The organism is Flavobacterium sp. TSSA_36 (genome assembly GCF_051547165.1).
GTDB lineage: Bacteria > Bacteroidota > Bacteroidia > Flavobacteriales > Flavobacteriaceae > Flavobacterium.
The window spans coordinates 135181-161499 of record NZ_JBPTTP010000003.1 but is presented as its reverse complement, the minus strand read 5'-3'; the positions used below and the strand labels follow the sequence as shown (position 1 = coordinate 161499).

The 26319-nt window shown below is 35.2% G+C and carries 24 protein-coding genes and 1 pseudogene; 3 read left to right on the top strand and 22 right to left on the bottom strand.

Annotated elements, in window-relative coordinates; translation table 11 throughout:
- Positions 1–86: 86 nt before the first annotated feature.
- From trpA to ACSVH7_RS07255, 14 genes and pseudogenes are all read right to left on the bottom strand, one after another.
- Entirely contained in the window at positions 87–848 is a 762-nt protein-coding gene (trpA, locus tag ACSVH7_RS07320) for a tryptophan synthase subunit alpha (protein WP_438066061.1), read from the bottom strand.
- Positions 849–1142: 294 nt separating this feature from the next.
- Entirely contained in the window at positions 1143–1463 is a 321-nt protein-coding gene (locus ACSVH7_RS07315) for a gamma-glutamylcyclotransferase family protein (protein ID WP_438066060.1), read from the bottom strand.
- 134 nt (positions 1464–1597) lie between these two features.
- Positions 1598–2779, bottom strand: a complete 1182-nt coding sequence (trpB, locus tag ACSVH7_RS07310) for a tryptophan synthase subunit beta (RefSeq protein WP_315173700.1) — start codon at positions 2777–2779, stop codon at positions 1598–1600.
- A gap of 96 nt (positions 2780–2875) precedes the next feature.
- Positions 2876–3439 (bottom strand): annotated as a pseudogene (locus tag ACSVH7_RS07305) (phosphoribosylanthranilate isomerase); the annotation flags it as partial.
- 135 nt (positions 3440–3574) lie between these two features.
- A complete protein-coding gene (gene trpC, locus ACSVH7_RS07300) occupies positions 3575–4357 on the bottom strand; it encodes an indole-3-glycerol phosphate synthase TrpC (protein WP_438066059.1) in 783 nt (260 codons plus the stop codon).
- A gap of 51 nt (positions 4358–4408) precedes the next feature.
- Positions 4409–4777 (bottom strand): four helix bundle protein, encoded by a 369-nt coding sequence (locus ACSVH7_RS07295; protein WP_438066058.1) that lies wholly within the window; start codon positions 4775–4777, stop codon positions 4409–4411.
- Positions 4778–4814: 37 nt separating this feature from the next.
- Positions 4815–5807, bottom strand: coding sequence for an anthranilate phosphoribosyltransferase (trpD, locus tag ACSVH7_RS07290; RefSeq protein WP_438066057.1), 993 nt, complete (start codon positions 5805–5807; stop codon positions 4815–4817).
- A gap of 87 nt (positions 5808–5894) precedes the next feature.
- The gene (locus ACSVH7_RS07285; RefSeq protein WP_438066056.1) at positions 5895–6461 is read right to left on the bottom strand and encodes an anthranilate synthase component II; all 567 of its coding nucleotides are present in this window, start codon (positions 6459–6461) and stop codon (positions 5895–5897) included.
- A gap of 69 nt (positions 6462–6530) precedes the next feature.
- A complete protein-coding gene (locus ACSVH7_RS07280) occupies positions 6531–7931 on the bottom strand; it encodes an anthranilate synthase component I family protein (RefSeq protein ID WP_438066055.1) in 1401 nt (466 codons plus the stop codon).
- 298 nt (positions 7932–8229) lie between these two features.
- Positions 8230–9516 carry a hypothetical protein gene (locus tag ACSVH7_RS07275; RefSeq protein WP_438066054.1) on the bottom strand — a complete coding sequence of 429 codons (1287 nt, stop codon included), beginning with the start codon at positions 9514–9516 and terminating at the stop codon, positions 8230–8232.
- 233 nt (positions 9517–9749) lie between these two features.
- Complete coding sequence (locus ACSVH7_RS07270; protein ID WP_438066053.1) at positions 9750–11033, bottom strand: hypothetical protein; 1284 nt, start codon at positions 11031–11033, stop codon at positions 9750–9752.
- Positions 11034–11259: 226 nt separating this feature from the next.
- A complete protein-coding gene (locus ACSVH7_RS07265) occupies positions 11260–11823 on the bottom strand; it encodes a YceI family protein (protein WP_438066052.1) in 564 nt (187 codons plus the stop codon).
- A 38-nt stretch (positions 11824–11861) separates the two neighbouring features.
- Positions 11862–12494 carry an NAD(P)H-dependent oxidoreductase gene (locus tag ACSVH7_RS07260; RefSeq protein WP_438066051.1) on the bottom strand — a complete coding sequence of 211 codons (633 nt, stop codon included), beginning with the start codon at positions 12492–12494 and terminating at the stop codon, positions 11862–11864.
- Positions 12495–12502: 8 nt separating this feature from the next.
- Positions 12503–12958 carry a MarR family winged helix-turn-helix transcriptional regulator gene (locus ACSVH7_RS07255; RefSeq protein ID WP_438066050.1) on the bottom strand — a complete coding sequence of 152 codons (456 nt, stop codon included), beginning with the start codon at positions 12956–12958 and terminating at the stop codon, positions 12503–12505.
- Positions 12959–13309: 351 nt separating this feature from the next.
- Between ACSVH7_RS07255 and ACSVH7_RS07250 the strand changes: the two genes are divergently transcribed.
- Entirely contained in the window at positions 13310–16438 is a 3129-nt protein-coding gene (locus ACSVH7_RS07250; RefSeq protein ID WP_438066049.1) for a PAS domain S-box protein, read from the top strand.
- Positions 16439–16504: 66 nt separating this feature from the next.
- On the opposite strand, the gene cydB is transcribed toward ACSVH7_RS07250, so the two are convergent.
- The 8 genes from cydB to ACSVH7_RS07210 all read right to left on the bottom strand — a co-directional run bounded on the left by cydB (position 16505) and on the right by ACSVH7_RS07210 (position 24085).
- Positions 16505–17542, bottom strand: a complete 1038-nt coding sequence (gene cydB / locus ACSVH7_RS07245) for a cytochrome d ubiquinol oxidase subunit II (protein ID WP_438066048.1) — start codon at positions 17540–17542, stop codon at positions 16505–16507.
- A 29-nt stretch (positions 17543–17571) separates the two neighbouring features.
- A complete protein-coding gene (locus ACSVH7_RS07240) occupies positions 17572–18900 on the bottom strand; it encodes a cytochrome ubiquinol oxidase subunit I (protein WP_438066047.1) in 1329 nt (442 codons plus the stop codon).
- Positions 18901–19222: 322 nt separating this feature from the next.
- Positions 19223–19525 carry a thioredoxin gene (gene trxA / locus ACSVH7_RS07235; RefSeq protein WP_438066046.1) on the bottom strand — a complete coding sequence of 101 codons (303 nt, stop codon included), beginning with the start codon at positions 19523–19525 and terminating at the stop codon, positions 19223–19225.
- A 7-nt stretch (positions 19526–19532) separates the two neighbouring features.
- The gene (locus ACSVH7_RS07230; RefSeq protein ID WP_159684175.1) at positions 19533–19721 is read right to left on the bottom strand and encodes a hypothetical protein; all 189 of its coding nucleotides are present in this window, start codon (positions 19719–19721) and stop codon (positions 19533–19535) included.
- A gap of 293 nt (positions 19722–20014) precedes the next feature.
- On the bottom strand, positions 20015–20848 hold the full coding sequence (locus ACSVH7_RS07225; RefSeq protein ID WP_438066045.1) for a methyltransferase domain-containing protein: 834 nt from the start codon (positions 20846–20848) through the stop codon (positions 20015–20017).
- 205 nt (positions 20849–21053) lie between these two features.
- Positions 21054–22469: an MBL fold metallo-hydrolase gene (locus tag ACSVH7_RS07220; protein ID WP_438066044.1), complete on the bottom strand. Its 1416-nt coding sequence runs from the start codon at positions 22467–22469 to the stop codon at positions 21054–21056.
- A gap of 78 nt (positions 22470–22547) precedes the next feature.
- Complete coding sequence (locus tag ACSVH7_RS07215; protein WP_438066043.1) at positions 22548–23333, bottom strand: sulfite exporter TauE/SafE family protein; 786 nt, start codon at positions 23331–23333, stop codon at positions 22548–22550.
- A 122-nt stretch (positions 23334–23455) separates the two neighbouring features.
- Positions 23456–24085, bottom strand: coding sequence for a Crp/Fnr family transcriptional regulator (locus ACSVH7_RS07210; RefSeq protein ID WP_438066042.1), 630 nt, complete (start codon positions 24083–24085; stop codon positions 23456–23458).
- A 282-nt stretch (positions 24086–24367) separates the two neighbouring features.
- Between ACSVH7_RS07210 and ACSVH7_RS07205 the strand changes: the two genes are divergently transcribed.
- The gene (locus tag ACSVH7_RS07205) at positions 24368–24682 is read left to right on the top strand and encodes a rhodanese-like domain-containing protein (protein ID WP_438066041.1); all 315 of its coding nucleotides are present in this window, start codon (positions 24368–24370) and stop codon (positions 24680–24682) included.
- A 35-nt stretch (positions 24683–24717) separates the two neighbouring features.
- Positions 24718–26298, top strand: a complete 1581-nt coding sequence (locus ACSVH7_RS07200; protein WP_438066040.1) for an NADP-dependent glyceraldehyde-3-phosphate dehydrogenase — start codon at positions 24718–24720, stop codon at positions 26296–26298.
- Positions 26299–26319 lie beyond the last annotated feature (21 nt).

The window sequence follows — 26319 nt, the reverse complement described above, 5'->3', positions numbered from 1 at the left end:
GTTATATTTGTTAAGACAAAACTAAACAACTGTTTAATTTAAACAATTGTTTAGTTTTTATTTAACTTATTTTTAACAATTTTAAACTATCGTATGGAGTGAATAAAGTTTGAAATATCAGCGCTACCATTTTCTTTTAAATAAGTTATGAAGGCACTTCCTATGATGGCTCCCTTGGCAAATCGTGTAGCTTGTTGGAACGTTTCGGCATTGTTGATTCCGAAGCCAATAACTTGAGGATTTCTTAAATTCATTTGAGCGATGCGTTGGAAATAGGCTTCTTGTGTGTTTCCAAATCCTGCACTCGAACCTGTAACACTAGCCGAGCTCACCATATAAATAAATCCATCCGAAACGCTGTCTATAAAATGAATGCGTTTGTCTGAAGTTTGTGGCGTAATCAAAAAGATGTTTTTTAATCCGTATTTTTCGAAAATAGTTTTGTATTCGTCAGCATATACATCTACAGGTAAATCAGGAATAATCAATCCATCGATTCCTATTTCGGCGCACGTAGCACAGAACTTTTCCACACCATACTGTAGCATCGGATTAAAATACCCCATAATCACTAAAGGAATGTTGACTGTTTTTCGAATATCTTTTAGTTGGTCGAACAAAACTTGTGTGGTCATACCGTTGTGCAAGGCTTGAGTAGAGCTTGCCTGAATGGTGGGACCATCGGCCAAAGGATCGCTAAAAGGCAATCCGATTTCGATCATATCGACGCCATTTTTTTCTAAATCTTGAATGATTTGTACGGTATCGTTTAGATTAGGATAGCCCGCAGAAAAATAGATGGACAATATTTTTTTATCTTCTTGTAATTTGTGTTTGATTCGGTTCATAGTTTATTCTTTCTATCTGAAATTCTATATTTATGGTCTCAAATCTAATGTAAATGAGATTTTTTAGTTTAGTTCAAAACTGTTATTACTGCAAATTGGCATTTTAAAATGTTAGCCACGAAAAACACAAATTGGCACTAAATCATCAATTTTGAAATTGAATTACACTAATTATACAGTTCTTAAGGATTCGTGGAATAAAAGAAATTCTGAATTAGTGTTTATCCGTGTAATTTGTGGCGGATATATTAAAAGTAAATACCTTAAAATTTGCGAATTTGCGGTTGTTTTTTTCTACATCACCAAACTATAAGCCCAAGCTTTTTGGTGGGATTGCAAAACTACTTCTACACATTTATAATGCTTTCCTTCATAGAGGTCGGCTTGGCGTAGGTCATTGCTTGTTACTTCATATACAATGCCTTGAATGGAATCTTCTAGATTGTCGGTTTCGACAATGATGGGATAATCAATCATACCAAATTCTTCTTCAATTTGGATTTTATTGACGATATAGCCTTTTAATGTTTCTGGAGTTCCTTCTAAAATTCGCCCAAAAAGATCTTCTTGTACATCCTCATGTTGTAAGGTTCCGTATGTAAATAATTTCTGCATAGTACTTTAGTGTTGATGACTACTTCATTTCTGGTGATGCAGGGTTTGCGTTAGGGATGGGAGCGGCATCCTCTAGGGGCGGGGTTCGCCCCTAGAGATATAGCGTACAGCCCGACCCTTGTGGTAACGCCCTACTACAATTTAAAGTAGTCAATATACGTATTTAAATCTTTATCTCCTCGTCCTGAAAGGCTAATCACGACAATATCTGAGGGTTTGAATTGTTTTTGTTTGAAAATAGCCAAGGCGTGCGAGGTTTCGATGGCGGGAATGATGCCTTCTAATTTACACAATTCGAGTCCAAATTCCATCGCATCATCATCAGTAACGGAATAGAATTCGGCACGACCGGATTCTGCCAAATGCGCGTGCATAGGTCCCACACCCGGATAGTCTAGTCCAGCCGAGATAGAGTAGGGCTCCGTAATTTGTCCATCAGGGGTTTGCATCAACAGGGTTTTGCAACCGTGAATGATTCCCATTTTTCCTAGTTTACTCGTAGCAGCACTATGTCCAGAATCGACGCCTTTTCCAGCAGCTTCTACGGCAATAATACCCACTTCTTCTTGGTCTAAGAAATGGTAAAATGTCCCAGCAGCATTACTTCCGCCACCAATACAAGCTACGACATAGTCTGGATTTTCGCGACCTTCTTTTTCGTTTAATTGCCATTTGATTTCTTCGGAAATAACACTCTGAAAGCGGGTAACCATATCAGGATAAGGATGTGGTCCGATGGCAGAGCCAATGATGTAATGTGTGTCTACGGGATTGTTAATCCAATCGCGGATGGCTTCGTTAGTAGCGTCTTTGAGGGTGCGTGAACCCGATAAGGCAGGGCGTACGGTAGCGCCCAACATTTTCATTCGAGCCACATTAGGTGCTTGACGAGCAATGTCGATTTCGCCCATATAAACGATGCATTCTAATCCCATTAAGGCGCAAACGGTAGCGGTGGCCACGCCGTGCTGACCCGCACCTGTTTCGGCGATGATGCGTTTTTTGCCTAATTTTTTGGCGACTAGAATTTGGCCAATCGTGTTGTTGATTTTGTGAGCGCCTGTATGGTTTAGGTCTTCTCTTTTTAAGTAGACTTTGGTATTGTATTTTTCAGACAATCGCTTCGCAAAATACAATGGGCTTGGACGCCCCACATAATCTTTTAAAAGTTGGTTGAATTCTTCTTTAAAATCGGGTGTAGCGGTAATGTCCAAATAGTTTTGGCGCAATTCTTCTACATTAGGATATAACATTTCTGGGATGTAAGCTCCTCCAAACTGACCATAATAGCCTTTTTCGTTTACGTTGTATGACATTTTTTTATTTTTTTGGTGTAGGGACAATTCGCGTAAGGACAATTCGCGTAAGGACAATTCGCGTAAGGACAATTCGCGAATTGTCCCTACCAGATTGATGTTTTTTAATCCAGGTTCTATTTCAAATTTACTATTTACGTCTATGGCGTAAAGGGGTAAATGGGTGTTCAAAATTTCGTTTACTGCTGTTATTTCGTCGATTCCGATACCTCCACTAAGGAAAAAAGGTTTGGAGGAAGTATACTTTTGTAAAATGGTCCAATCGAAAGTGGTTCCGTTGCCTCCGGGTAATTTGCCTTTGGTGTCAAAAAGAAAGAAATCACAAGCAGTTTCGTAGGGTTTCAATACGCTAAAATCAAAAGTTTCATCTGCTGAGAATACTTTGATGATTTCGACACTAGTCCCTAATTTATTTTTCAATTCCAAACAAAAAGCTACCGATTCTTGTCCGTGCAACTGTACGGCTTGTAAATCATATTGAGCTACTTTGTCTAGGATGATGTCACTTTTTTCGTTGACAAAAACCCCCACTTTTTTGATGGATTTGGGTAACTCAGGCAACGGTCCTTCAAAATAACGAGCCGACTTTTCCCAAAAGATAAATCCCATATAGTGGGGTAGGAGAGCCGCAACTTCGAGTATGTTATCAGGGTATTTCATACCGCAGATTTTAAGCCGTACCTGATTTTTTCCTGAAGTGGAAGTAGTTGAAATATCTTGTTTGTTTGTTTCTATTTTCATTTTAAGTCTTAATTTCCTAAAATTCTAATCTGTGAAAATTTGTGAAATCTGTGTTTATTTAATTTTCTTTATAAAATCAGTGGCAGCTTCGCCAGCGTTATCTGTTTTCATAAAGTTTTCTCCAATCAAAAAGCCTTGGTATCCGTAGGGTTTTAATTCTTGAATCGCCTCAACAGTCGAAATGCCACTTTCGGATACTTTGACAAAATCATTTGGAATTTTGGAGGCTAATTCTTTGCTAAAATCCAAACTCACTTCGAAGGTTTTGAGGTTGCGATTGTTTACTCCAATCATATCCAGTGTGGGCATAATCGATTTTTCTAATTCTTCTAAATTATGCACTTCAAGCAAAACTTCTAGTCCTAAACTTTTAGCAAATTGGGATAACGATTGAATTTCTTCACGCGTTAAAACTGCTGCAATGAGTAGGATTAAATCGGCTCCGTGGGCTTTGGCTTCTAGGATTTGGTATTCGTCTACAATGAATTCTTTTCGTAACAAAGGAATAGTTACCGAGGCTCTAGCCAAGAGTAAATCGTCTAGCGAACCCCCGAAATATTTACCGTCGGTTAGTACTGAAATGCCGCAAGCACCTGCATTTTCGTAGCCTTTTACTACTTCTTCAACTGTAAAATTGTTGTTGATGATGGATTTGGAAGGGGAACGACGTTTGTGTTCGGCAATAATTCCAGAAGGACTTTCTTTTAATTTTTGGCTAAGAGAAATGGTTTGTTTTTCAAAAAATACAGAAGCTTCCAATTGCGAAATGGGAATGATGGATTTCTTGAGAAGGACTTCTCGTTTTTTATCGATGATGATTTTATCTAGGATGTTCATTAATTATAAATTTAAAGATTGAATGATTAAAGATTTTAATCTGAATAATAATTAGTCTTTGATTTTAGTACTTAAATATTTTATGAAGTTTGACAAGTTTTGCGATATTTCTACGCTTATTTTATAGCTTTCTTCAATTTCCGTTTGGGAACAAAAGCCAAGTTCCCGAGATAACACTAGCATACTTCTTACTTCTGCACAACTTCCTTTGGAAATTTTTAAATATCTAATAAGTTGTTTATTATTGTTGTATTCAGAACCTTCAGCAATATTGTTGGTTATTGAAATAACTGCTCTTTTTATTTGATCTTTAAAACCAAATTCTTTTTCAAATTCTTTTTTGTTTGCTATTTGAAAAACTAGTTTTGCTAATAAGATCCCTTTTTGATACACCTCAAATTCTTCAAACGATTTTGTCATATTTTTTAAATTTTTAAATCATTCAATTTTTTAATTGTTATCTGCTTAACTCTTTTAGTTTGTTCAAAGCTACCAAGCCTTTGCCAGATAGCAAACTTTCTTTCGCTATTTGAAATCCTTCTAAAGGAGTGCATTGGGTAACAGTTGCAATGGCCATAGCAGCATTGGCACAAACCACATTATTTTGGGCTTCCGTTCCTTTTCCTGAAAGAATAGTATGGAACATAGCAGCTGATTCTTCAATGGTTTTTCCGCCCTCGATTTCGTTTTGAGACAAAAGGGACACACCAAAATCAGTTGGATGCAACATACCTTCCATTGTTTTGGTAATTGTTTTGGTTGGACACGTCAATGAAATCTCGTCGTAGCCATCGAGTGCGTGAAGGATAGTAAAATTCACTTCGGTGTTTTGATACAAATAGCCATACATTCTCGCCAATTCCAAATTGAAAACCCCTACCAATTGATTTTTAGGAAAAGAAGGATTAACCATCGGACCTAGCATATTGAAAAAGGTTTTGACTGCCAATTCTTTTCGTATTGGTCCTACATTTTTCATAGCAGGATGAAAAAGAGGTGCGTGCAACACACAAATACCCGCTTGGTCAATACATTTTTCTAAAAATGAGGCGTCGTTACTAAATTGTACTCCCATTTTTTCAAGGACATTACTGGAACCAGAAATAGAAGATACTCCGTAATTACCGTGTTTGGCTACTTTTATTCCAGCTCCCGCTGCAACAAAGGAAGCTAAAGTGGAGATGTTAAAGGTGTCTTTTCCATCGCCACCTGTACCACATAAATCAATGGCATTGTAGGCGGATAAATCTACTTTGATACACAAATCCAATAGCGCTTCTCTAAAGCCAGCTAATTCATCTATACTAATGCTACGCATCATATAAACAGTCAAAAAAGAGGCAATTTGACTAGGATTATAACTTCCGTTGGATATATTAATCAATACATTTTTTGCTTCTTCTTTCGAAAGCATTTCGTGATTGATAAGTCTGTTTAATATGTTTTTCATTTTTATGAAATACTAAGTTTGTAAATAACTAAGATTCTTCTTTTTGGTTTTAAGTAGGACTGCCTACTAAATACTGAAAACTTAGCACTAATTTTTCACCCAATTCTCTAACATTTTTTTTCCGTCAGGAGTCAATACACTTTCGGGGTGAAATTGTACGCCGCGAACATCATAGGTTTTGTGGCGTAACGACATGATTTGCCCATTTTCGTCTATAGAGGTGGCTTCTAAAATTTCTGGTAAATCTGCATCGACCACCCAAGAATGGTAGCGCCCCACTTCGAACGTTGGTTCCAATCCATCAAAAAGGAGTTCGTCATTTACAATCGTTTTTACCGTTGTGGCTACTCCGTGGTATACTTTATCTAAATTGGACAAAGTACCGCCGTAGACTTCTCCAATGGCTTGTTGTCCAAGACATACCCCAAAAATGCTTTTGGTGGGACCGTATTTTTGAATCACTGGTTTGAGTAAACCCGCTTCGTCAGGGATACCAGGTCCTGGTGATAACAAAATTTTGTCGAAATGAGCGATTTCATCCAAATCAAATTCATCGTTTCGGTACACCGTTACTTCACAATCTAAATCTTCTAAGTAATGCACTAAGTTGTAAGTGAAGCTATCGTAATTGTCTATGACTAGTATTTTTTTCATTTTGTTTTAGTTTTAGGGACAAGTCGCGACTTGTCCTTACATTATGACAAGTCGTGACTTGTCCTTACATTATATGGTTTCGGCTAGATCCAATGCCGTATTTAAGGCTCTTAATTTGTTATACACTTCTTGCATTTCGCTTTCTTCATCAGAGTTGGCTACGATTCCTGCACCTGCTTGTGAATGCAATTGATGGTTTTTGCTCAAGAAAGTTCGAATCATAATTGCGTGATTAAAATTGCCTTCAAAATCCATAAAACCGATGGCACCTCCATAAAAAGCACGATTGGTTTTTTCATAATCTTCAATCAATTGCATCGCTCTATGTTTTGGAGCACCACTCAACGTTCCTGCAGGGAAGGTGTCTGCGACCACTTGTAATGTTAGAGCTTTTTCGTGTAAATGGCCTGTTACTTTAGATACTAAATGAATGACATGTGAGAAAAACTGAACTTCTCGGTATTTTTCTACTTGAACGTCATGTCCGTTGCGGCTCAAATCATTTCTGGCTAAATCGACTAACATGACATGTTCGCTATTCTCTTTTTTATCTTCAGAAAGAGCTTTGGCTAAAACAGCATCCTTCTCGTCATCGCCAGTTCGTTTGAATGTTCCTGCAATGGGATGAATTTCGGCTTTCCTGTTTTTTACAATAATTTGTGCTTCGGGAGAAGAACCGAATAATTTGAAATCACCATAGTCAAAGAAGAATAAATAAGGGGAAGGGTTAATGCTTCGCAAAGCACGATACACATTGAATTCATCGCCTTTGAAACCTTGTGTAAAACGTCGTGATAAAACCAATTGAAAAACATCGCCGCGGAAACAATGTTTTTTGGCTAATGCCACATTGTGCTTAAATTCTTCATCTGTAAGGTTCGAAAAACCTTCGCCTTCTTTTGAGAATGTATACGAAGCAATGTTTCGAGATTGCAAGAGTTGTTCGATTTCGGAGATGTTATTTTTTTCATCCAAACTATGACAAAAAATATAGGCTTCATTCTTGAAATGATTGATAGCGATGATGTTTTGGTACACGGCATAATACACATCTGGAATGGAATTACTGTTTTCTTTTTTAGCAATAGTTACTTTTTCAAAATAACGTACCGCATCATAAGCAATGTAGCCAAATAAACCATTATTTATGAATTTGAAATCATTTTTCTTGGATTTAAATTGACTCGAAAAGTTCTGAATTACCTCTGGTATTTTGGTGGTAGCATCTATATTAATAGTTTCCAAAGTTCCATCAGGATAATTCTTAGTGATGATTTCGTTTTCTATTTTAAAAGAAGCAATGGGGTTGCAACAAATGTAGGAGAAACTGTTGTCGTTACCATGATAATCACTACTTTCCAACAATAAACTGTTAGGGAATTTATCCCTAATTTTTAAATAAACACTAACCGGTGTAATGGTGTCGGCAAGGATTTGCTTGTAATGGGTATTTAATAAATAGGCGTTCATATCTTTTTAATTAAGACTTTTAGTTGTTGGTTTTTTACAGAAAACAAGGCAATAAAAAAAGGCTTGTCGTGATGACAAGCCTTTTTATTTATAATAGTTCAACTAATACTATAGGAGCTTTGTTCACGACGTTTGACGTAAAGTATTCCACCACCAAGTATTGTTTGTTATTGTTCTCATATTTTTTTTGTTGAGCAAATATATAAATCAAAATTTAAAAAACAAGTTCTATTTTTGAAAATTTTATATTATTTTTTTACAAAAATGTTAAATTTCAATAGGTTGCATCCTTGCTTGCTTATTTATTGGCTACCATTGGATTTTGTTTCACTCTAAAATCTGGAATATTTTTAATATCAATAGAATTGAAAAATTCTGCAATAGGAACCGTGGTAATTTCAAATTCCATAGCTGCTGGATCAGGCCAGTATTTAAGTTTGCCGTTGAATCCAATTTCTTCACTGATTAAATTTTCTTTACATCTGTTAATTGTTATGTTTTTAAATGCAATTTTAGAGAAATTTTCAGGAGTCAAGGTGATTTTTTCTCCCAATAATGCCATGGTGGAGAATCCAGAAACGACACTATTTGTAAAAGATAAATTAGCATTTTCTTTTAGGTAGATGGCTTCTCGAACCAAGCCTTGATTATTTTCTTCAATGTTTACAAAAGTGACATTGTTAGCTTTAACGTTTGTAAGTTTTTTAGTTAAGTCGGCATTTTCTGTTTTTTCGTATGAGTCAATTTCGAAACATCTTGAATTTCCTGAACCGGACGAAAAGGGGTGACGAATAGCAATACTATTATCAATAGTTGCTTGTACACCTTCAGAAAAATCAAAGTCATCATCATCAGATCGGTAAGAAATTAGATTGTTTGTGTTGATTTCTCCTCCTATGAATTGAAAAGCATCAGCATTAGAATAACTCACTTGAACGTTATTGATTACCGTGTTTTTTCCAACTCCTGCAAGAGTTAGTGCATTGATTTCTTTAGAGCCGTTGATTTTTTTTCCAGTGTATTCAATACGAATGTATTTTAAAATACCAGAGTTATCGTCTATTTTGTCTCCTCCGTAGGTGGCATAGGTGGAATCTAGATTAAAATCTCTTAAAACGGGTTTGATTTTCTTGATTTTGTTTATGGGAGCATTTCCCATTATAACAATTCCTCCCCAATTTCCGGGTTTTCTCACGGAGGCGGGTTTTTCAGAGGTGAAAATGATAGGCGCTTTGGCAGTTCCTTCGGCGATTAATTTAGCACCTTTAGTAATGATTAGTGTTCCACAATAATCAATGTCACCGATTCCGCCTCTAATGACTGTACCAGGTTCAATTGTTAATGTAGCATTATTGGTCACATACACCCTACTGTCTAATAAGTAGGTTTTGGTGCTGACTAATTTGGTGTCTTTGGTTATAGGTCCTGTTAGAACTTCATTAGGTTCCGCATACTCAGCCGTTCCGGGTTTAAAATTAGTCCAATTAGTCATCCAATTGGTATCACCGATAATCCCTTTTTTTGTTTGGGCCGATAAAGACATGCTTATCGCTAAGCAAATTAGAGTTAGGTTGTTGACTTTCATGTTTAGGTTTTTGGGGCTTAATATTCGGTAAACATAATAAATCTCCCTTAATTAACCATACATAAATTAACAAAAACTTAACAATTTGTAATTGATAATGTAGCATTAGAATCAAAAAAAACTATTATTATCCACTAAAAGAGGTAAATAATAATTAAAAAAGCAAAGAACTACTCGTGCGTATTGGTTCTTTGCTTTTTTTTAAATTTTCGAAATGGTAGCTTTTCGAAATACTAATTGGTACTAACGATTGTTTTTGTCTCTTTTTTTCTAAAATCTGGATTATTCTTTACTTGAGAAGCAAGAAACAAATCAGCGATTGGGATCGTTGTAAATTCGATACCCATAGCTGCTGGATCAGGCCAGTATTTTAATTTTGAATTATGACTTTGTTCTTCGCTTTGTATGGCGCCGTTGCAATTGTTGATTAAAATGTTGTTGAGGGCAATTTTGGCTAAATTTTCTGGGAATAGTCCTATTTTTCCATCCATTAATAAGAAAGGAGCAAAACCAGAAACTACACTATTTTTTAGACTAAAGTTGCATTTTTCTTTGATATGAATGGCTTCTTTTACTAATCCTTGATTGTTTTCCTCTAAATTGACTAATGTGATGTTATTGGCTTGAATGGCTGTTAGCTTTTTATCGGTATCGTAGTTTTCAATTTTATCATAAGAGTCAATTTCAAAGCATCTAGATCCTGAGGCATCTGATGAAAACGGGTGGCGAATGGCGATGCTATTATTGATGTTTGCTTGCACACCTTGAGTAAAATCAAAGTCATCATCCGTTGTTCTGTAGGAAATTAAGTTTTCTAATTTCACCTCTCCACCATAACATTCTACAGAGTCATCGTTTGAATAACTAATTTGGATATGATTCAATGTTGTTTGTCTTCCAACTCCCGCTAAAGAGAGTCCGTTAAGTTCTTTTAAAGCGTTAAGTTTTCTTCCAGCATATTCTATACGAACGTACTTTAATGAGCCTGAATTAGCATCTGAATTCGTGCCACCGTAAGTGCTTTTTGAGGGATCAAAGTTGAAATCTAGTAAAGCTTGTCCGTTAATTCCAGCTTTATTAATTGGAGCGTCACTTAAAATTACAATGCCTCCCCAGTCTCCTGGTTTTCGAACGGAAGTCATTTTATTTGAGGTGAAAATGATAGGATTTTTTTCCGTTCCTTCTGCTTTTATTTTTGCACCTCTAGTGATCACCAAAGTACCACAAGTCATTTCATCACCTCTGATGACCGTGCCAGGATCAATGGTTAGTGTTGCGTTGTTGGTCACATATACGATGCCTTCCATTCGATAGGTGTAATCGCTGTTTAAACGAGTATCTTTGTCGATTATTCCTGATAAAATAGCGTTTGATTCTGGATATTCTGTAGTGCTAGGTTTAAAATTGGTCCAATTGGACAGCCAATTGGTGTCTCCGTATATTCCTTTAACTTGTTGCGCCTGAAGTAGTATTGAAAAACCGCACCCTATTATAGTTAAAATTCTGATAGATTTCATAACCGTACTTTTTTATATTTTTTTTTATGGTAATTGAACAATTCAAAAGTAGAAGGAACAGGTTATGGAATTTGGTATTTAGTATTATTAAAACATTAACTGAGGGATGGTTGTGTTATTTTTATGTTTTTAATCGATATTATTTTCTTTTTGTCGATAATATTGGTCTGCTAAAAAAAAACCACCTCGCTGACGAAGTGGTTTTTGGATAAAAAAGTGTTTTAAATTAGAATTTCAATGTTACTTTCAATTCGAATTCATCATTGATGGCTTTGTCACCAATGCTATCAAAGAATGATTTTGAACCGTATTTGATATCATATTTAGTTCTATCTACTTTGAATGTTGTAGTAGCAGTATTTCCGTTTACAGTAATATCAAAAGTAACGGGTTTAGTAATTCCTTTGATTGTTAAATCAGCAGTAACTGAATACACATCTTTAGCTTTTGATCCAATATTTTTGAATACTAAAGTTGCGGTTGGGAATTTATCAGTTCCAAAAAAGTCATCTGCTTTTAAGTGTCCATTCAATTTTCCTTGGTATTCTCCTTTTAAGTCAGTAGCAGTTAAAGAGTTCATATCTACAGTAAAAGAACCTCCTTTTAATGCTTTTCCTTTGAATACTAAAGCACCTTCTTTGAAATTAACGGTTCCATTGTGTTGCCCTGTTACTTTTTTTGCTAACCATTCAATGCTACTTCCTGTAAGATCAATTTTCTTGGTTTGTGCAGTTAAGGATACTGAAGCGAATGCTAAGAAAGCTAAGGCAATTGTTTTTAAATTTTTCATGTTAAATTGGGTTTTAGATTATTATTTGAGTGGTAAAATTATAAAGTTATAAACAAATCTTCGTTAGATTTTCTAACTTTTGTATAGTGTTGTGTAGCATCTTCCTCGTGGCGGTACCCTACGGCAGCAACTACAGCTGCATTTAAGTTTAATTTGTCTAAGCCTAATATGGTATTAAATTGAGTAGGATCAAAACCTTCCATAGGGGTGGTGTCAATTTGTAGTTCTGCAGCCGCATTTAATAAGTTCGCTAGTGCTAAATAGGTTTGTTTGGCAGTCCATATTTTTTTAGCATCATCTGTTAAATTTAGAAGGCCACCTTTCATGAAATCGCCATAAGCATTCATGGCACCTTCAGGTAAGTTTCGAGTTTGCTCTGCATTTTTTAAATAGCCTTCAATATCCTCAGAACCTACAGTGGTTTGATTCGCGAATACAAACAGATGTGATGCTTCTGTAATTTGACTTTGTCCCCAGGCAGCGGGTTGTAATTGGGCTCTAATTTCTGGATTATCAACTACAATAACTTTGTATAATTGTAATCCGTAGGAGGAAGAACTTAATCGAATAGCTTCTTTTAAAGTATCTAAATCCGCATTTGAGATTTTTTTACTACTATCAAATTTTTTGGTAGCATATCTCCATTTCTGATTGTCTAAAAAGGTGTTCATATTTGTATTTATTTAATTCGGTATTTTTCTAATAAGTGATTCAATTGTTGTAGTTCTTCCGCAGTTAAATTGGAGGCAAAACATTCTTCGTGGACTTTTAATTGAGGTTCTAATTCTTTTAAAAGTAATAAGCCCTTTTCTGTTATTAGGACTTCTATTTTTCTTCTGTTATCGGGACAAACATTACGAGTTACTAATTTTTTTAGTAGCAGTTTGTCAACTAATCGCGTAGTATTACTAGTTTTAGCCAGCATCCGTTCTTGGATAACGCACATGTTTGCTGGACTACCTTTTTGGCCTCTTAGAATTCGAAGTACGTTGTATTGTTCCCCTGAAATGTCATAAGGTTTTATTATATCATTGAAACTCTCTGTAATTACGGTATCCGTATACATGATATTTAAAATCGCTCGGGTCGATTCATTGTAATCGATAGTGCTTTTTAAAATTTGTTCTATTTTCATGTTTGTAATTACTTTATTTGTCGATACAAATGTAACATAATTTTTAGATGTATATACAAATGTTGTAAAAATTAATATTTTGTTTTTTGTAATTCAATGATTTAGTTATAAGTAATTGATTGTAAGTGTTTTGTGTTTTTGCTTTTGTTTGGTGTAATTATTAAGGTATATTTAATAAGAAAAAGGATTTTGTTTTTTGCTACGGAAGCATTTATTTATTTAATTGCTATTTTTTTGTGAATATTGGTGTGTTTTTAATGTTTTTTTAGAAAAAAAAATGTAATTTTATTTACTTTAAGTTTTAAAATAGATTCATACAATTTCGATAACAATGCTCAAAACAAATGAAGTATGAGTTTTCATTCTACGCAACTAGAGGAAGAAATAGAGCGATTAAAGAAGGAGCTTCTTTTTTATGACACTTATGGCTCCTTTGTTAAAAAAAACGCTGATTTATTCTGTACTTTTAGTCATAATTGGACCATAGTATTAGCTAGTGATAACTTTCAAACTTTAGGATACAAAAGCAGTGATTTAGAAGGGAGTTCTTTTATGGAAATTATTACTCCTTCGGATAGCGAAATTACTATTGAAAGTTTTCAAACAGCAAAAGAGTCTGGCGTTGCTACTACAATTGTGAACAGTGTTTTAGATTTTTCTTCCAATCTTTATTATTATCAGTGGCGTTTTTGGTATGATACAACTTCAAGATTATTTCATGCTTGTGCCTTTGATCGGAATGATTTTGAAGTGACGAGGCAAAAAATGGGAAACGGTGAATTTCGTCATTCAGCGTGTGTGATCTCAAGTAATAGTGCTAGCTGGATTTTTTATTTCGAGCATAATCAATTGATTTGGTCAAAAGCATTATATGCTATTTTTGAAATCGACATACAAGTAACTGATTTGTATTCACTGTATTTGTCTCGTATTTCAACCTCAGATTTTAGGTGCTTAAAGGCCAAAACGAATCGTTTGCTTGTTGACCAAAAATCGTTTGATTTCGAAAATGAAATTCAAGGTATTGGTAAATCAAGAAAATGGATTTTTGGTACGGCAATGCCTATTTTTAATTTAGAAAATAAGGTGATTGGTTTAAGAGGAATTGTATGCGATAGTACTAAAAATAAGGAATTAGAGTTAATTCTAAATGATAGATCGACCATAGTAAAAGACAATTGGGTCAAAACTTTAGAGGAAAATAGTAATCATAAATTTCGAAATTACATAGAAAATGCCCCTGACGGTGTGATAGTGACAAATGAAAGAGGGAAATTACTCGAGGTAAACCCGGCTGCTACAAAAATTACGGGTTACACCAAAGAAGAATTATTAAAAATGGGGACAGCAGATTTTATTGATCCCGAGACCATTGATGCTTATTATGAAGCTACATTAGAAATGAAAATTAATGGCTGTTTAAAGAAAGATTTGAGATTTATTCATAAAAATAAAAGCATAAGATGGTGGTCAATAGATGCTTTAAAACTATCCGAGCATACTTTTTTGGGTTTTGTCAAAGATATCACAGACCGAAAAAAAATCGAAAAAGAAATCATTGAAAGCGAAGTTAGGTACCGTGCGCTAGTACAGCAAATGTTAGACGCGATTGTTGTTTCTTCCCTTGAAGGAAAAATTTTAAGCGTTAATGAAAACGCCTGTAAAATTACTGACTGCTCAGAGGAAGAGCTACTATCGATGTCTGTCAATGATTTTTTTTATACTGAGGAAATTATAGCATACCCTTTTCAAATTGATAGCTTAAAAAGAGGAAATTCTGTTTATTCCAATAGAAAAGTTAAGCTGAAAAACGGAAAAAATATTTTTGTAGAATTGAGCTCAAAGTTGTTATATGATGGTACTATAATGACTATATTTAGAGATATATCCGAACGAAAAGCAGCTGAAGATTTAATTCTTGAGAGTCAAAAATTTTTAGCGGAAACACAACAAATTGCAAAAATTGGAACTTTTACCATTGATTTTAGTACGAATATTTGGCAAACTTCAGAATTGTTGAATAGTATTTTTGGAATTGAGGACCAGGCAGTATTCGATTCATTTTCTTGGAGTGATTTATTACATCCCGATTCGAAAGAGGAAATGATTAATTATGTAAAAGAGGTTGTTTATTTAACTAAGAAGCCTTTTGATAAAGAGTATAAAATTATACGACCTATCGACGGAAAAATTAGATGGCTACATGGTAGAGGAAAATTAAAATTGGATGCCAACGGAGTTCCCTTAATTATGGTAGGAACTATTCAAGACATCACTGATGTCAAAGGCTTAGAATTAGAATTGATTCTGTCGAAAGAGAAGGCTGAGGTAGCCAATAAAGCCAAAAGCGACTTTTTAGCGAATATGAGTCATGAAATTCGTACTCCATTAAACGGTATAATTGGCTTTTCAGATTTATTATCGGCTACTAATTTAGATAACAATCAAATGGAATACATGAGTATTATTAATGAATCAGCTACATCTTTATTAGGAATCATCAATAATATTCTAGATTTTTCAAAAATTGAAGCTGGTAAATTAGATTTGAATATCGAAGTGGTTGATTTATATCATTTACTCAAGAAAACCATTTATTTATTTAAGTTTCAAGCTAAACAAAAACAAATTGATTTAGTTTTAAACATTGCTGAAGCTGTCCCACAATATGTGCTTACGGACTCCTTAAGACTGAAACAAGTATTAGTGAATTTGATTAACAATGCCATTAAATTCACTTCTTTTGGGCAAATTCATTTGGATTTAAAAGTTATCGAGATTAAAAATCAATGGCATACAATTCACTTTTCAGTAAAAGATACAGGCATTGGAATAAAACAAAAAAATCAAGCAAAAATATTCCAATCTTTCGTTCAAGAAGACGCGACTACGTCAAGACAATTTGGAGGAACAGGATTAGGGTTGACTATCTCTAATCAATTACTTGGCTTAATGGGAAGTCGTTTAGAATTGAAAAGTCAACCTGGAGAAGGAAGTGATTTCTTTTTTTCTATTACCTTTGAAAAAACCAATGCGCCAAAAACTAAAATGATGAAAAATACGATTGATGTGGAGGAACATAAAGAAATAAATTGGGAAAAATTGAATTTTTTAATCGTTGAAGATAATACAGTAAACCGATTTTTAGCAGTTACTTTGATTAAGAGAATCATTCCTAATGCCAAAATTGTGGAAGCACAAAATGGTGAAGAGGCGATCGAGTTTGCCAATAACCAAATTTTTGACATGATTTTAATGGATATTCAGATGCCCATTGTAAACGGTTACGAAGCTACTGTTGAAATCAGAAAAAATTTAAAATATCAAAACGTGCCCATTATTGCTTTGACCGCAGGGATTTTAAATGGTGAGCGTGAGAAATGTTTTGAGTTTGGTATGAATGATTTTTTACCAAAACCGATTTTAGCGAGTGATCTAAAAATGATGATACAAAAATGGGTCATTAAACTTCAGGATTAAAAAATAAGTTTTTGGCGGCAATGCAGCAAACTGTCTCTTATTTTTACAAAAAGGTATGAATCAAAGTTAATAACTAGTATCGTCCAATTTTACTTTTCCGTTAAATGTTTTGTACAAAAAGAAAAAATAAGCTCCCAATAACGGTGCGCCAATTGCAACAATAGTTAACATGATTCCCAATGATTTCTGTGAAGAAGCGGCATTGTAAATGGTAACACTATACTTGGAATCAACAGTGGATAACAACAAAGTAGGGTAAAGGTGTAAGGCTACTAAAATAAGCAATAACGACATGGTCAATGATGAAAAAATCAAAGCACGCATGTATTGTTTTTTTGAAACCAAACGCGGTACATTGGCCACAGCTAAAAATGAAATGACAGGAACTGCAAAATACACCGGATTCTCCCTGAAATTTTCGGTCACACCCGGAATAAAAACAAGGGTGTACAAGGAAGTGATACCAAAACTTACAATAAAAAAAATCATTCCTTTTCTCAATAAAAAAGTCAAACGTTGGTGCAAAGTCCCCTCAGTTTTTAAAAGCAAATAAATAGCGCCTTGTGTCATGAACAAGGATAAAGTAGTGAGTCCTACCATAATGGCGTAGGGATTTAGAAATGATAAAAAAATCCCGCCTTGGTAGGTGAAATTAGGACCTAAAGCTAAACCCTGTAAAATGTTTCCTAAAACCACTCCTAGCAAAAAAGCAATCATGCTGCTTGAAATACAATAAATATAATCCCATGTTTTTCTCCACCACAACATTTCTTCGGCACTTCTGAATTTAATGGCTGCAGCTCTAAGAATATTAAAAAATAGAAACAACATAAAAGGAACGTACATCGCCGAAAGCATGGTAGCATACATCACTGGGAATCCAGCAAATAGCGCTCCACCACCAATCACTAACCAAACCTGATTGGCATCCCAAACAGGGCCAATAGCGTTAATAGCAATTCGTCGGCTTATATCTTTTCGAAAAAACAAGTGCCAAGCACCAGCACCAAAATCAAATCCTTCTAAAATGGCATAGCCCGAAAACAAAAGGCCAATTACTAAATACCAAAGTGTAGGATAATCAATACCTAAAAAATACTCCATCTTTTTCGTTTAAAATAATAATGAGAAGTTTAAAGTGCAGGCTCATTGGGACCATGTTTTATTTTTTTATTCACGGAATAAATAAATAAAATCAATAATAGCGTATAAACCAAAGTGAATAAAATAAGCGAAAATAAAATCTGTTGCGAGGAAACTTCTTGAGAAAATGCCTCACTTGTTCTCAAATGACCATAGACTACCCATGGTTGCCTACCCATTTCTGCCGCAAACCAGCCCACTTGATTCGCAATTTGTGGCAATAAAACAGCATAGGAAAAAACGCCCAAGAGCCATTTGGTATCGTACAAGTTTCCTTTGAAATACAAAAAACTAGCATACAAAGTCAAAGCAATCAAGAATAACCCAATAGCCACCATAATATGATAAAATTGAAACACCGCATTAACTTGGCTCGGACGGTCTGCTTCAGGAAAATCATTCAATCCTTTGATAGGCGCTTTAAAATCCTGATGAACCAAGAACGATAAGCCACCCGGAATACCTATGCCTGTTACGGTTTGGTCTTTTTTATTCACCCAACCCATAAGATACAAATCTGCTGGGGCATTTTTTTCAAAATGACCTTCCATCGCGGCTAATTTAGCGGGCTGATTCACCGCTACGCCATCGGCAGAGCTGTGACCCGAAAGTAACTGTGAAAACGAAACAATTGTAGCAACTGCCAAGGCGATGGGGAAAGCTTTTTTAGAAATGGAAATAAACTTACCTTTTCTCAGATAATAAGCATGAACACTCAATACTAAGAAAGCACCTGCCAAAAAAGAACCCTGCCAAGTATGGATCAATCGGTCTACACTTGAGGGATTGAAAACCATCGCCCAAAAGTCAGTTACTTCAGCTCGAGCATGCAAGCCTTCGCCAACAATATGATAGCCTGCAGGGGTTTGTTGCCAAGAATTAGCCACAACAATCCAAACCGCAGAAAACATCGAACCCAAGAAAACACCTATGGTAGAAACCAAATGCACCCAAGGTTTTACCCGATTCCAACCAAAAAGTAAAATCCCTAAAAAAGTACTTTCTAACCCAAAAGCAAATAATCCTTCAGCAGCTAATGCACTACCAAAAATATCGCCAACATATCTAGAATAAACGGCCCAATTAGTACCAAATTCAAATTCCATAATGATACCAGTCGCAACGCCAATTCCAAATGTTAGTGCGAAAATTTTAATCCAAAAACGGGTTAGCATTTCATATTCTTTGTTCCCTGTTTTGATGTAAATACTTTCAAAAAGCACGATAAGTAGTCCAAGTCCAATACTTAGTGGGGGATAGATATAGTGAAAAGCAATAGTAAAGGCAAATTGGATTCGAGCAAGAATTTCTACGTCCATTTTTTGTGTTTTTTATACACACAAATATAATTCAGAAAACAAAAAAAAACATTATTTTTTAGTTTTTGATATGAAAAATTTAAGAAAACGATTGAAAAGTGGGCTTTCTGACAAGGTGTTCATTTTTTTAAGTATTAGCTACGAATTACATTAATCACTACTAATTTTATCTTTGATTTAAGAATAAAAAAAAATACAATACCTGTTTTTTGTGCGATACCTTGCTACTTTTTACTAAATGCAAATGCTCAGGTCTTTTGATTTTTTTTTTTTTTTACTAAAGTTGATGTTTAATCGAGTAGAAAAACGTCCTCATGTTAGCTCATGCGTTGCTTTTTTCTACTATGATTTTGATCAATTCATCTTTGCTCACCACCCCAGATTGTCTCCACAATTGCTTCCCGTTTTGAAACAAAAGCATTGTAGGCACCCCGCGAACTTGATACTGAGCTGCAATCGCTTGATTTTTGTCCACATCAATTTTGATAATTGTAATACGATCACCAAGACTTTCCTTTACTTGTTTTAGAATAGGAGCGAGCATTTGGCAAGGACCACACCAAGTAGCGAAAAAATCAACCAAAACAGGTTGGTCTTTCTGTATCAATTGTTGAAAAGCATTCATAGTCTATTTATTTTTTAGGAATAGCGCAACCATTTGCCCCGCAACCCCAGTTAAACAAAGCTTGAAGCAAGAAAAACAAACCAAAAACAATAAAAAACCATTCTCGAGTAGCATAAGCCTCTCCAAATAAGAATAGGGCAAAAGCCAATCGAATCCAGCGCATCAAATGCCAGTTGGTAAATAAAAGTGTTTTCATTTTCGTGTCTATATTTTTGATTTATATTTTTTAGGAACAGCAACAAATGGGCTTTTCAGGAAACATCGTCCCGCTATCCGCTATATCTTTGCTTTTTTAAAGAAAAAAAGCAAAGGATGCCGCTGCTATCGGGGTTAAGGAGCAGCAATTTGCTTCTTTGGTTTCATTGTTGCTATTCTTTATATTGTAAACCCGAGTTCAATTTCCTGCAAGATTTTCAAAAGCGTGTAGGTATTGTTTTTTAAGCTTTTGACTTTTAAAAATTCATCTTCTAAATATACAACGGTGAAAGTTTAATCAACAAGCGCAATGCTGTACTCTGGTTCATAAGCAAGTACGTCTCTTAATTGTTCCAGAGAAATTTCGTTGGTACTCATAACAATCAAATCACTAAACGTACTATTGATTTGTGCATTAATTACTCCAGTAATTGCTCCTATTTTCTGAAGTACCGTTCTCGTACAATTCGAACAAGTGATGCCACTCAAAGCGAAACATTGCACCATCACTTCCGATTTTTTCTCAAAGACAAAAAACAATTCCGATTGCGCTCTTGGCGTAACCGAGTTATAGGATGTTTCCAGAATTTTAAATTGAAAAGCTTCAGAAAATAACTGTTCGTACTCGGTTGTATTTCCACCAAAAGGCGGACTTACCTCAAAACTGCGATTAAAAAGTAGTCCCGCAATTTTTCCATTTTTGGATAACAATTGATGCATTTTCCAAACGTATTTTTGACGCATTTGCGGAGGCAAAGCACAAAAGAAAGTTTGTTCCAAAATCAAATCATAACTACCCATATGTTCAAAAAAATCCCCCTGAATGATACGAATAGCATTAGTATTTTTGAATTTTTCATTTAATTTTTCAACCAGAGTAGGAGCAATATCAATCACTGTAATGTTGGTAAACCCTTTTTCTAAAAGGTATTCCGCTTCATAAGTATTCCCACAACCCGGAATCAATACCGAAATTGTAGTGTCCGTCAACTGGTCAACATACGCTTTGATTGGTGGAGAAATCGTTCCCAAATCCCAACCTGTTGTTTCAGATTGGTATTGTAAATCCCAATAGGATTGGTCTAATGGTTTCTCGCAACTCTTTACACAACAATTCAATTCTTTCATTTAAATTTTTTTTACAAGTTGTAATTTCAAATGGAGTATATTTCAGGCAAAAAAAGCTAATTCTATCTTGTTTTTTAACTGCAAGGTCCACAAAGGATTACGCAAAGAACGCAAAGTCCCATTGACTTACCAGAGTAGCTTGATAGTTCTAGATTGGATTGATAAGCTGCAGTTGTAGTAAGGTATAGTGTTTCTGCCTTCTAACTTACTTCAACACTTTGCTTTGGCAAACAAAATCGGTTTTAGGAACGGTTGTTTTTGCTATAGCGCCAAAACCGCCTTCAATTTCAGTGAAATTTCTAACCCCCCTCGCTTGCAAAATAGAAGCCGCAATCATACTACGATATCCACCTGCACAATGCATAAAAAAATGTTGTTTCGGGTCGATAGTAGTTATCCAGTCATTAATGGCGGATAAGGGTTTGTTATATGCTTCAGCTACATGTTCTGCGCTGTATTCACTTTCTTTTCTGATATCAATAACAACGTCTTTTGTAATATCTACCTTTTGCTCAAATTCAGCTGATGAAATTCTATGGATGGTGTCAATTTCTTTATTGGCTTTTGTCCATGACTCAAAACCACCTTCAAGATGTCCTAAAATATGGTCAAATCCTACGCGACTCAATCGGGTTACGGTTTCTTCTTCACGTCCTTTCTCAGTGACCAAAAGAAGCGGTTGTTGCACATCTGCAATCATAGCGCCTACCCAAGGGGCAAAATCGCCATTAATCCCAATATTAATAGATTGTGGTATAAATGCTTTGTGAAAATCACCACTATTGCGCGTATCTAAAACTAAAGCGCCTGTTTCATCAGCTATTCTTTCAAAATCTGTAGCAGAAAGTGCTTGCATACCGTTATGCAAAACTTTTTCAAAACTTTCGTAGCCTTTTTTATTCATCGCTACATTCATTCCAAAATAGGCTGGAGGAGGAAGTAAACCATCGGTTACTTCTTTTATAAATTCAGCTTCGGTCATATTGGCTCTTAAAGCGTAATTGGTAGCTTTTTGTTGTCCAATTGTAGAAACCGTTTCTTTACTCATGTTCTTACCGCAAGCACTTCCAGCACCGTGCGCAGGATAAACAATCACTTCATCAGCTAGAGTCATAATCTTATTTCTTAACGAGTGAAATAAAATGCCTGCCAATTGCTCTTGTGTCATTCCAGCGGCTTTTTGTGCTAAATCAGGACGTCCCACATCTCCAATAAATAAGGTGTCACCAGAGAATATAGCGTATTCTTTACCCGTTTCGTCAATCAACAAATAGGTAGTGCTTTCCATAGTGTGCCCTGGAGTGTGCAATACTTTAATTTTGATGTTTCCAATTTTAAAAATCTGATTGTCTGTAGCTACAATAGCTTCAAATTCAGGTTTTGCTGTTGGGCCATATACAATTGGAGCATTAGTAGCTTTGCTCAAATCCAAGTGACCCGAAACGAAATCAGCATGGAAATGCGTTTCAAAAATATATTTTAAACGAACGTTATCTCGTTCCAAACGGTCTAAATACGGCTGTACTTCTCTCAAAGGGTCAATGATAGCCGCTTCTCCGTTTGAAGTGATGTAGTAGGCACCTTGAGCCAAACAACCTGTATATATTTGTTCTATTTGCATGGTATTTTGTTTTATTGAGTACACAAAGGTACTATTGATTTTTTATAGAAAAAGTGATAAATGTTACATATTTATGGACTAAAAAAAGACTTCTTTGGTAATGATGTAAATGCCCATCACCAAAATAAACCAACCAAAAAGAGGTTTGAGTTTGGCTCCGTCTATTTTTTTAGAAAGCTGAATCCCAATTAGAATTCCGATAAAAGCCATAGCGGCTATAGTGAGTAAAAAAGTATAATCGATGGGGGTTCCGATGTATAAATCACCTCCAAAACCAATAGCCGAATTGATGAAAATGATTAAAAGCGAAGTGCCAACGGCTTGTTTCATAGGCAAATTCGCAAAAAATAGTAGGGCAGGAATGATTAAAAAACCGCCGCCAGCACCCAAAAAGCCAGTGATTATTCCCACTACAAAACCAATAATGCCTAATTGTGTATAATTTGTAGTCGTAGTAGTGATCTCCGGTAATTCTTTTCGAATCATAGAAAGAGCGGCCACTATCATCAAAACGGAAAATATCACCATTATCAAAAAGTTTTTTGAGACCTGAAAACTTGCAATTGAAAATAAAGTGGAAGCAATTTGAGGAAAGATAACTTCTCGTATGATTAGGATAGAAAAAACAGAGGGGATAGCGAAATATAAAGCAGCTTTGATTTTTAGATTTCCCATTTTGTAATGGCTATAACAGCCAAATAAAGCGGACAATCCAACGATAAATAAGGAATAGCTAGTCGCTAATTCTGGATCTATTTTAAACAAATAAACCAAAATAGGAATAGTTAAGATGGAGCCTCCTCCGCCAATTAATCCCAGTGACAACCCAATGATAATAGATGCAAAATAGCCAATGTATTCCATGTTTCTTTTTTTGTGACGCAAAGATGTTACTTTCCTTTTTAGACTTTAGTAATTTTAGTCACATTCGAATTTTTAATCACAATTTTTTTTAATTGGAATAGTAAGATGAGGATCTTTTAAAGTTACTTAGTCAAAATTTCAATATGATTACGATGCAATTTTACTAAGCCTCTTTGTTCCATTTTTTTTAATAATCTAGAAATAACTTCTCTTGAAGTATTTAAATCCATCCCTATTTCTTGATGTGATAATTTTAAATCTTGGCAGTTGCAGGAAGCCACTTGTCGCTTAAGGTAAAATTCTAAACGCTCATCCATAGCTCTAAAGGCCACGCTGTCTAGTACTTCAAGCACTTCTTCAAAACGATTGCGATAGGTAGCGATTACAAATTCATACCAAGAGCGATGCTCCATCATCCATGTATCCATCAATGATAATGGAATCGAAATGAGTTCGGCATCTTCAACAACTTTGGCCATAATTTGGCTTTTTTCACTCTTCGTAGCACAAACCATTGAAAGGGCACATGCCTGACCGGGCTGTAAATAATACATGAAAAATTCCCCTCCCTCTTCATCTTCGCGATAAATTTTGATTTTACCGCTAATGATTAGCATTGTGCTTTTAATGTATTGACCCGTTCTCATGATGGTTGTGCCTGCAGTAACAAATTGTTCCACAGCGTTTTGTTCAATGGCTGCTATCAAAGGTTTTGAGAAAGAAGGAAAGGTTTGTTGTATTGAAGGGCTCATAGGGAAGGGGCTAATCATTGTCGTATTTACAAATATACTACAATTTAAACTTTTCGTTAGGGGGTGTTTTTTATTGAATAAATGTGGTTTATGTAATGTAACGTGTGTTTTATTTTGTTTTTATTTGAGAAAAACATTATTTTTTTATTAAATAACTAGTGATAATTCATTTTTATTGATGTAATTAATTTGCGATATCGTTTTCAATGAATAATTATCCATTTAACAATTTCAATTCTTTTTGTTTCTCTAAAACATTGTATTTTTACCAAAAAGACAACTATGAATTTATCACAAGAAGATTGGATAGCTCAATTAGAGGCTGATTCCAACGCAGTTATACTAGATGTAAGAACAGAAGATGAATACAATGATGGCATTATTGCGTCTGCCATAAATATCGATATTCATCAAGGCCCAGCATTTATTTCAGCCATTGAAGCGCTGGATAAAACCAAGAATTATTTTGTTTATTGCCGTTCTGGAGCAAGAAGCGCCAAAGCATGCGAAATTATGAATGAATTAGGTATTATCAATGCTTTTAACCTGCTTGGAGGAATTTTAGCATGGAATGGAGAAGTTGTTGCGCCAGATTAACTAATTGGAATTCAAAAATAATTAAAACCCTATCAATGAATATCATTCCTGAAGAATTTCAAATAAAAAATTTACTGCATCAAGATACCTATTTAGTGGATGGAGAATTAAAAAAATGGATTGGAAAAACTACGCCAGTCTATTCAACTATTTCGTCTACTCCAAATTATGAACCGACTTTGTTGGGGTCAATCCCTTTTATGGAAGAAGCCCAAGCAATTGAAGCGGTCGAAGCAGCACACACAGCTTATAATAATGGACAAGGTTTGTGGCCCACTATGAAAGTAGCGGATCGAATCAAATGTATGGAAAACTTCGTTTCTCAAATGAAGGTGACACGAACGGAAGTGGTCAAATTGTTGATGTGGGAAATCGGAAAAACTTTAGGCGATTCCGAAAAAGAATTTGATAGAACGGTAGAGTATATTTACGATACGATTGAAAGTTTGAAAGAATTAAACAGTCGTAGTGCTCATTTTTCAAAAGTACAAGGAATTCATGCCATGGTACGTCGTGGTCCATTAGGGGTTGTACTTTGTTTAGGACCTTATAATTATCCTTTAAATGAAACCTTTTCATTGCTGATTCCCGCTTTGATTATGGGAAATCCAGTAATTTTTAAGCCAGCTAAACACGGTGTATTGTTGATTTCTCATTTATTAGAAGCTTTTAGAAGTAGTTTTCCAAAAGGAGCCATCAATATTTTATATGGACGTGGAAGAGAGGTGGCAACTCCAGTAATGCAATCTGGAAAAGTAGATTTATTGGCCTTGATCGGCAACAGTAAATCGGCCATTGCTTTGCAAGACCAACACCCGAATAAAAACCGTTTGCGTTTGATTTTAGGATTAGAAGCCAAAAATCCAGCCATCATTTTACCTGATGCCGATTTGGATTTGGCAATTCAAGAATGTATCACTGGTTCACTTTCGTTCAATGGACAACGTTGTACTGCCTTGAAAGTATTGTATGTTCACGAATCGATTGCCAATGAATTTAATACGCGTTTTGCCGCAAAAGTTGATGAATTAAAATATGGAAATCCATGGGAAAAAGGCGTGATGCTTACACCGCTTCCAGAAGTTGAAAAACCAAATTATATTCAAGAATTAATTAACGATGCTATTGTCAAAGGTGCAAAAGTGATCAATGCGAAAGGTGGACAAAAAACCGAAAATTCAATTTTTCCAGCGGTTGTTTTTCCAGTAAATAAAGACATGCGAGTGTATCATGAAGAGCAATTTGGACCGATTGTTCCTATTTTGACTTTCAAAGATATACAAGAGCCATTACAAGATATGGCGGAATCTAATTACGGACAACAAGTAAGTTTGTTTGGGAAAGATATCAAAACCATTGCACCTTTAATCGATGCTTTGGTGAATTTGGTGTGTAGAGTGAATTTGAATAGCTCTTGTCAAAGAGGTCCTGATGTTTTTCCGTTTACAGGGCGAAAAGATTCAGCTGTAGCCACCTTGAGTATTCATGATGCCTTGAGATCCTTCTCTATCAGAACTTTTGTAGCCTCAAAAGATAATGCTTACAATAATGCTATTTTACAGGACTTACTAAATAGCAAAGAGTCTAATTTTATCAATACAGATTACATATTGTAATTTTTAAAGCAACAACAAAAA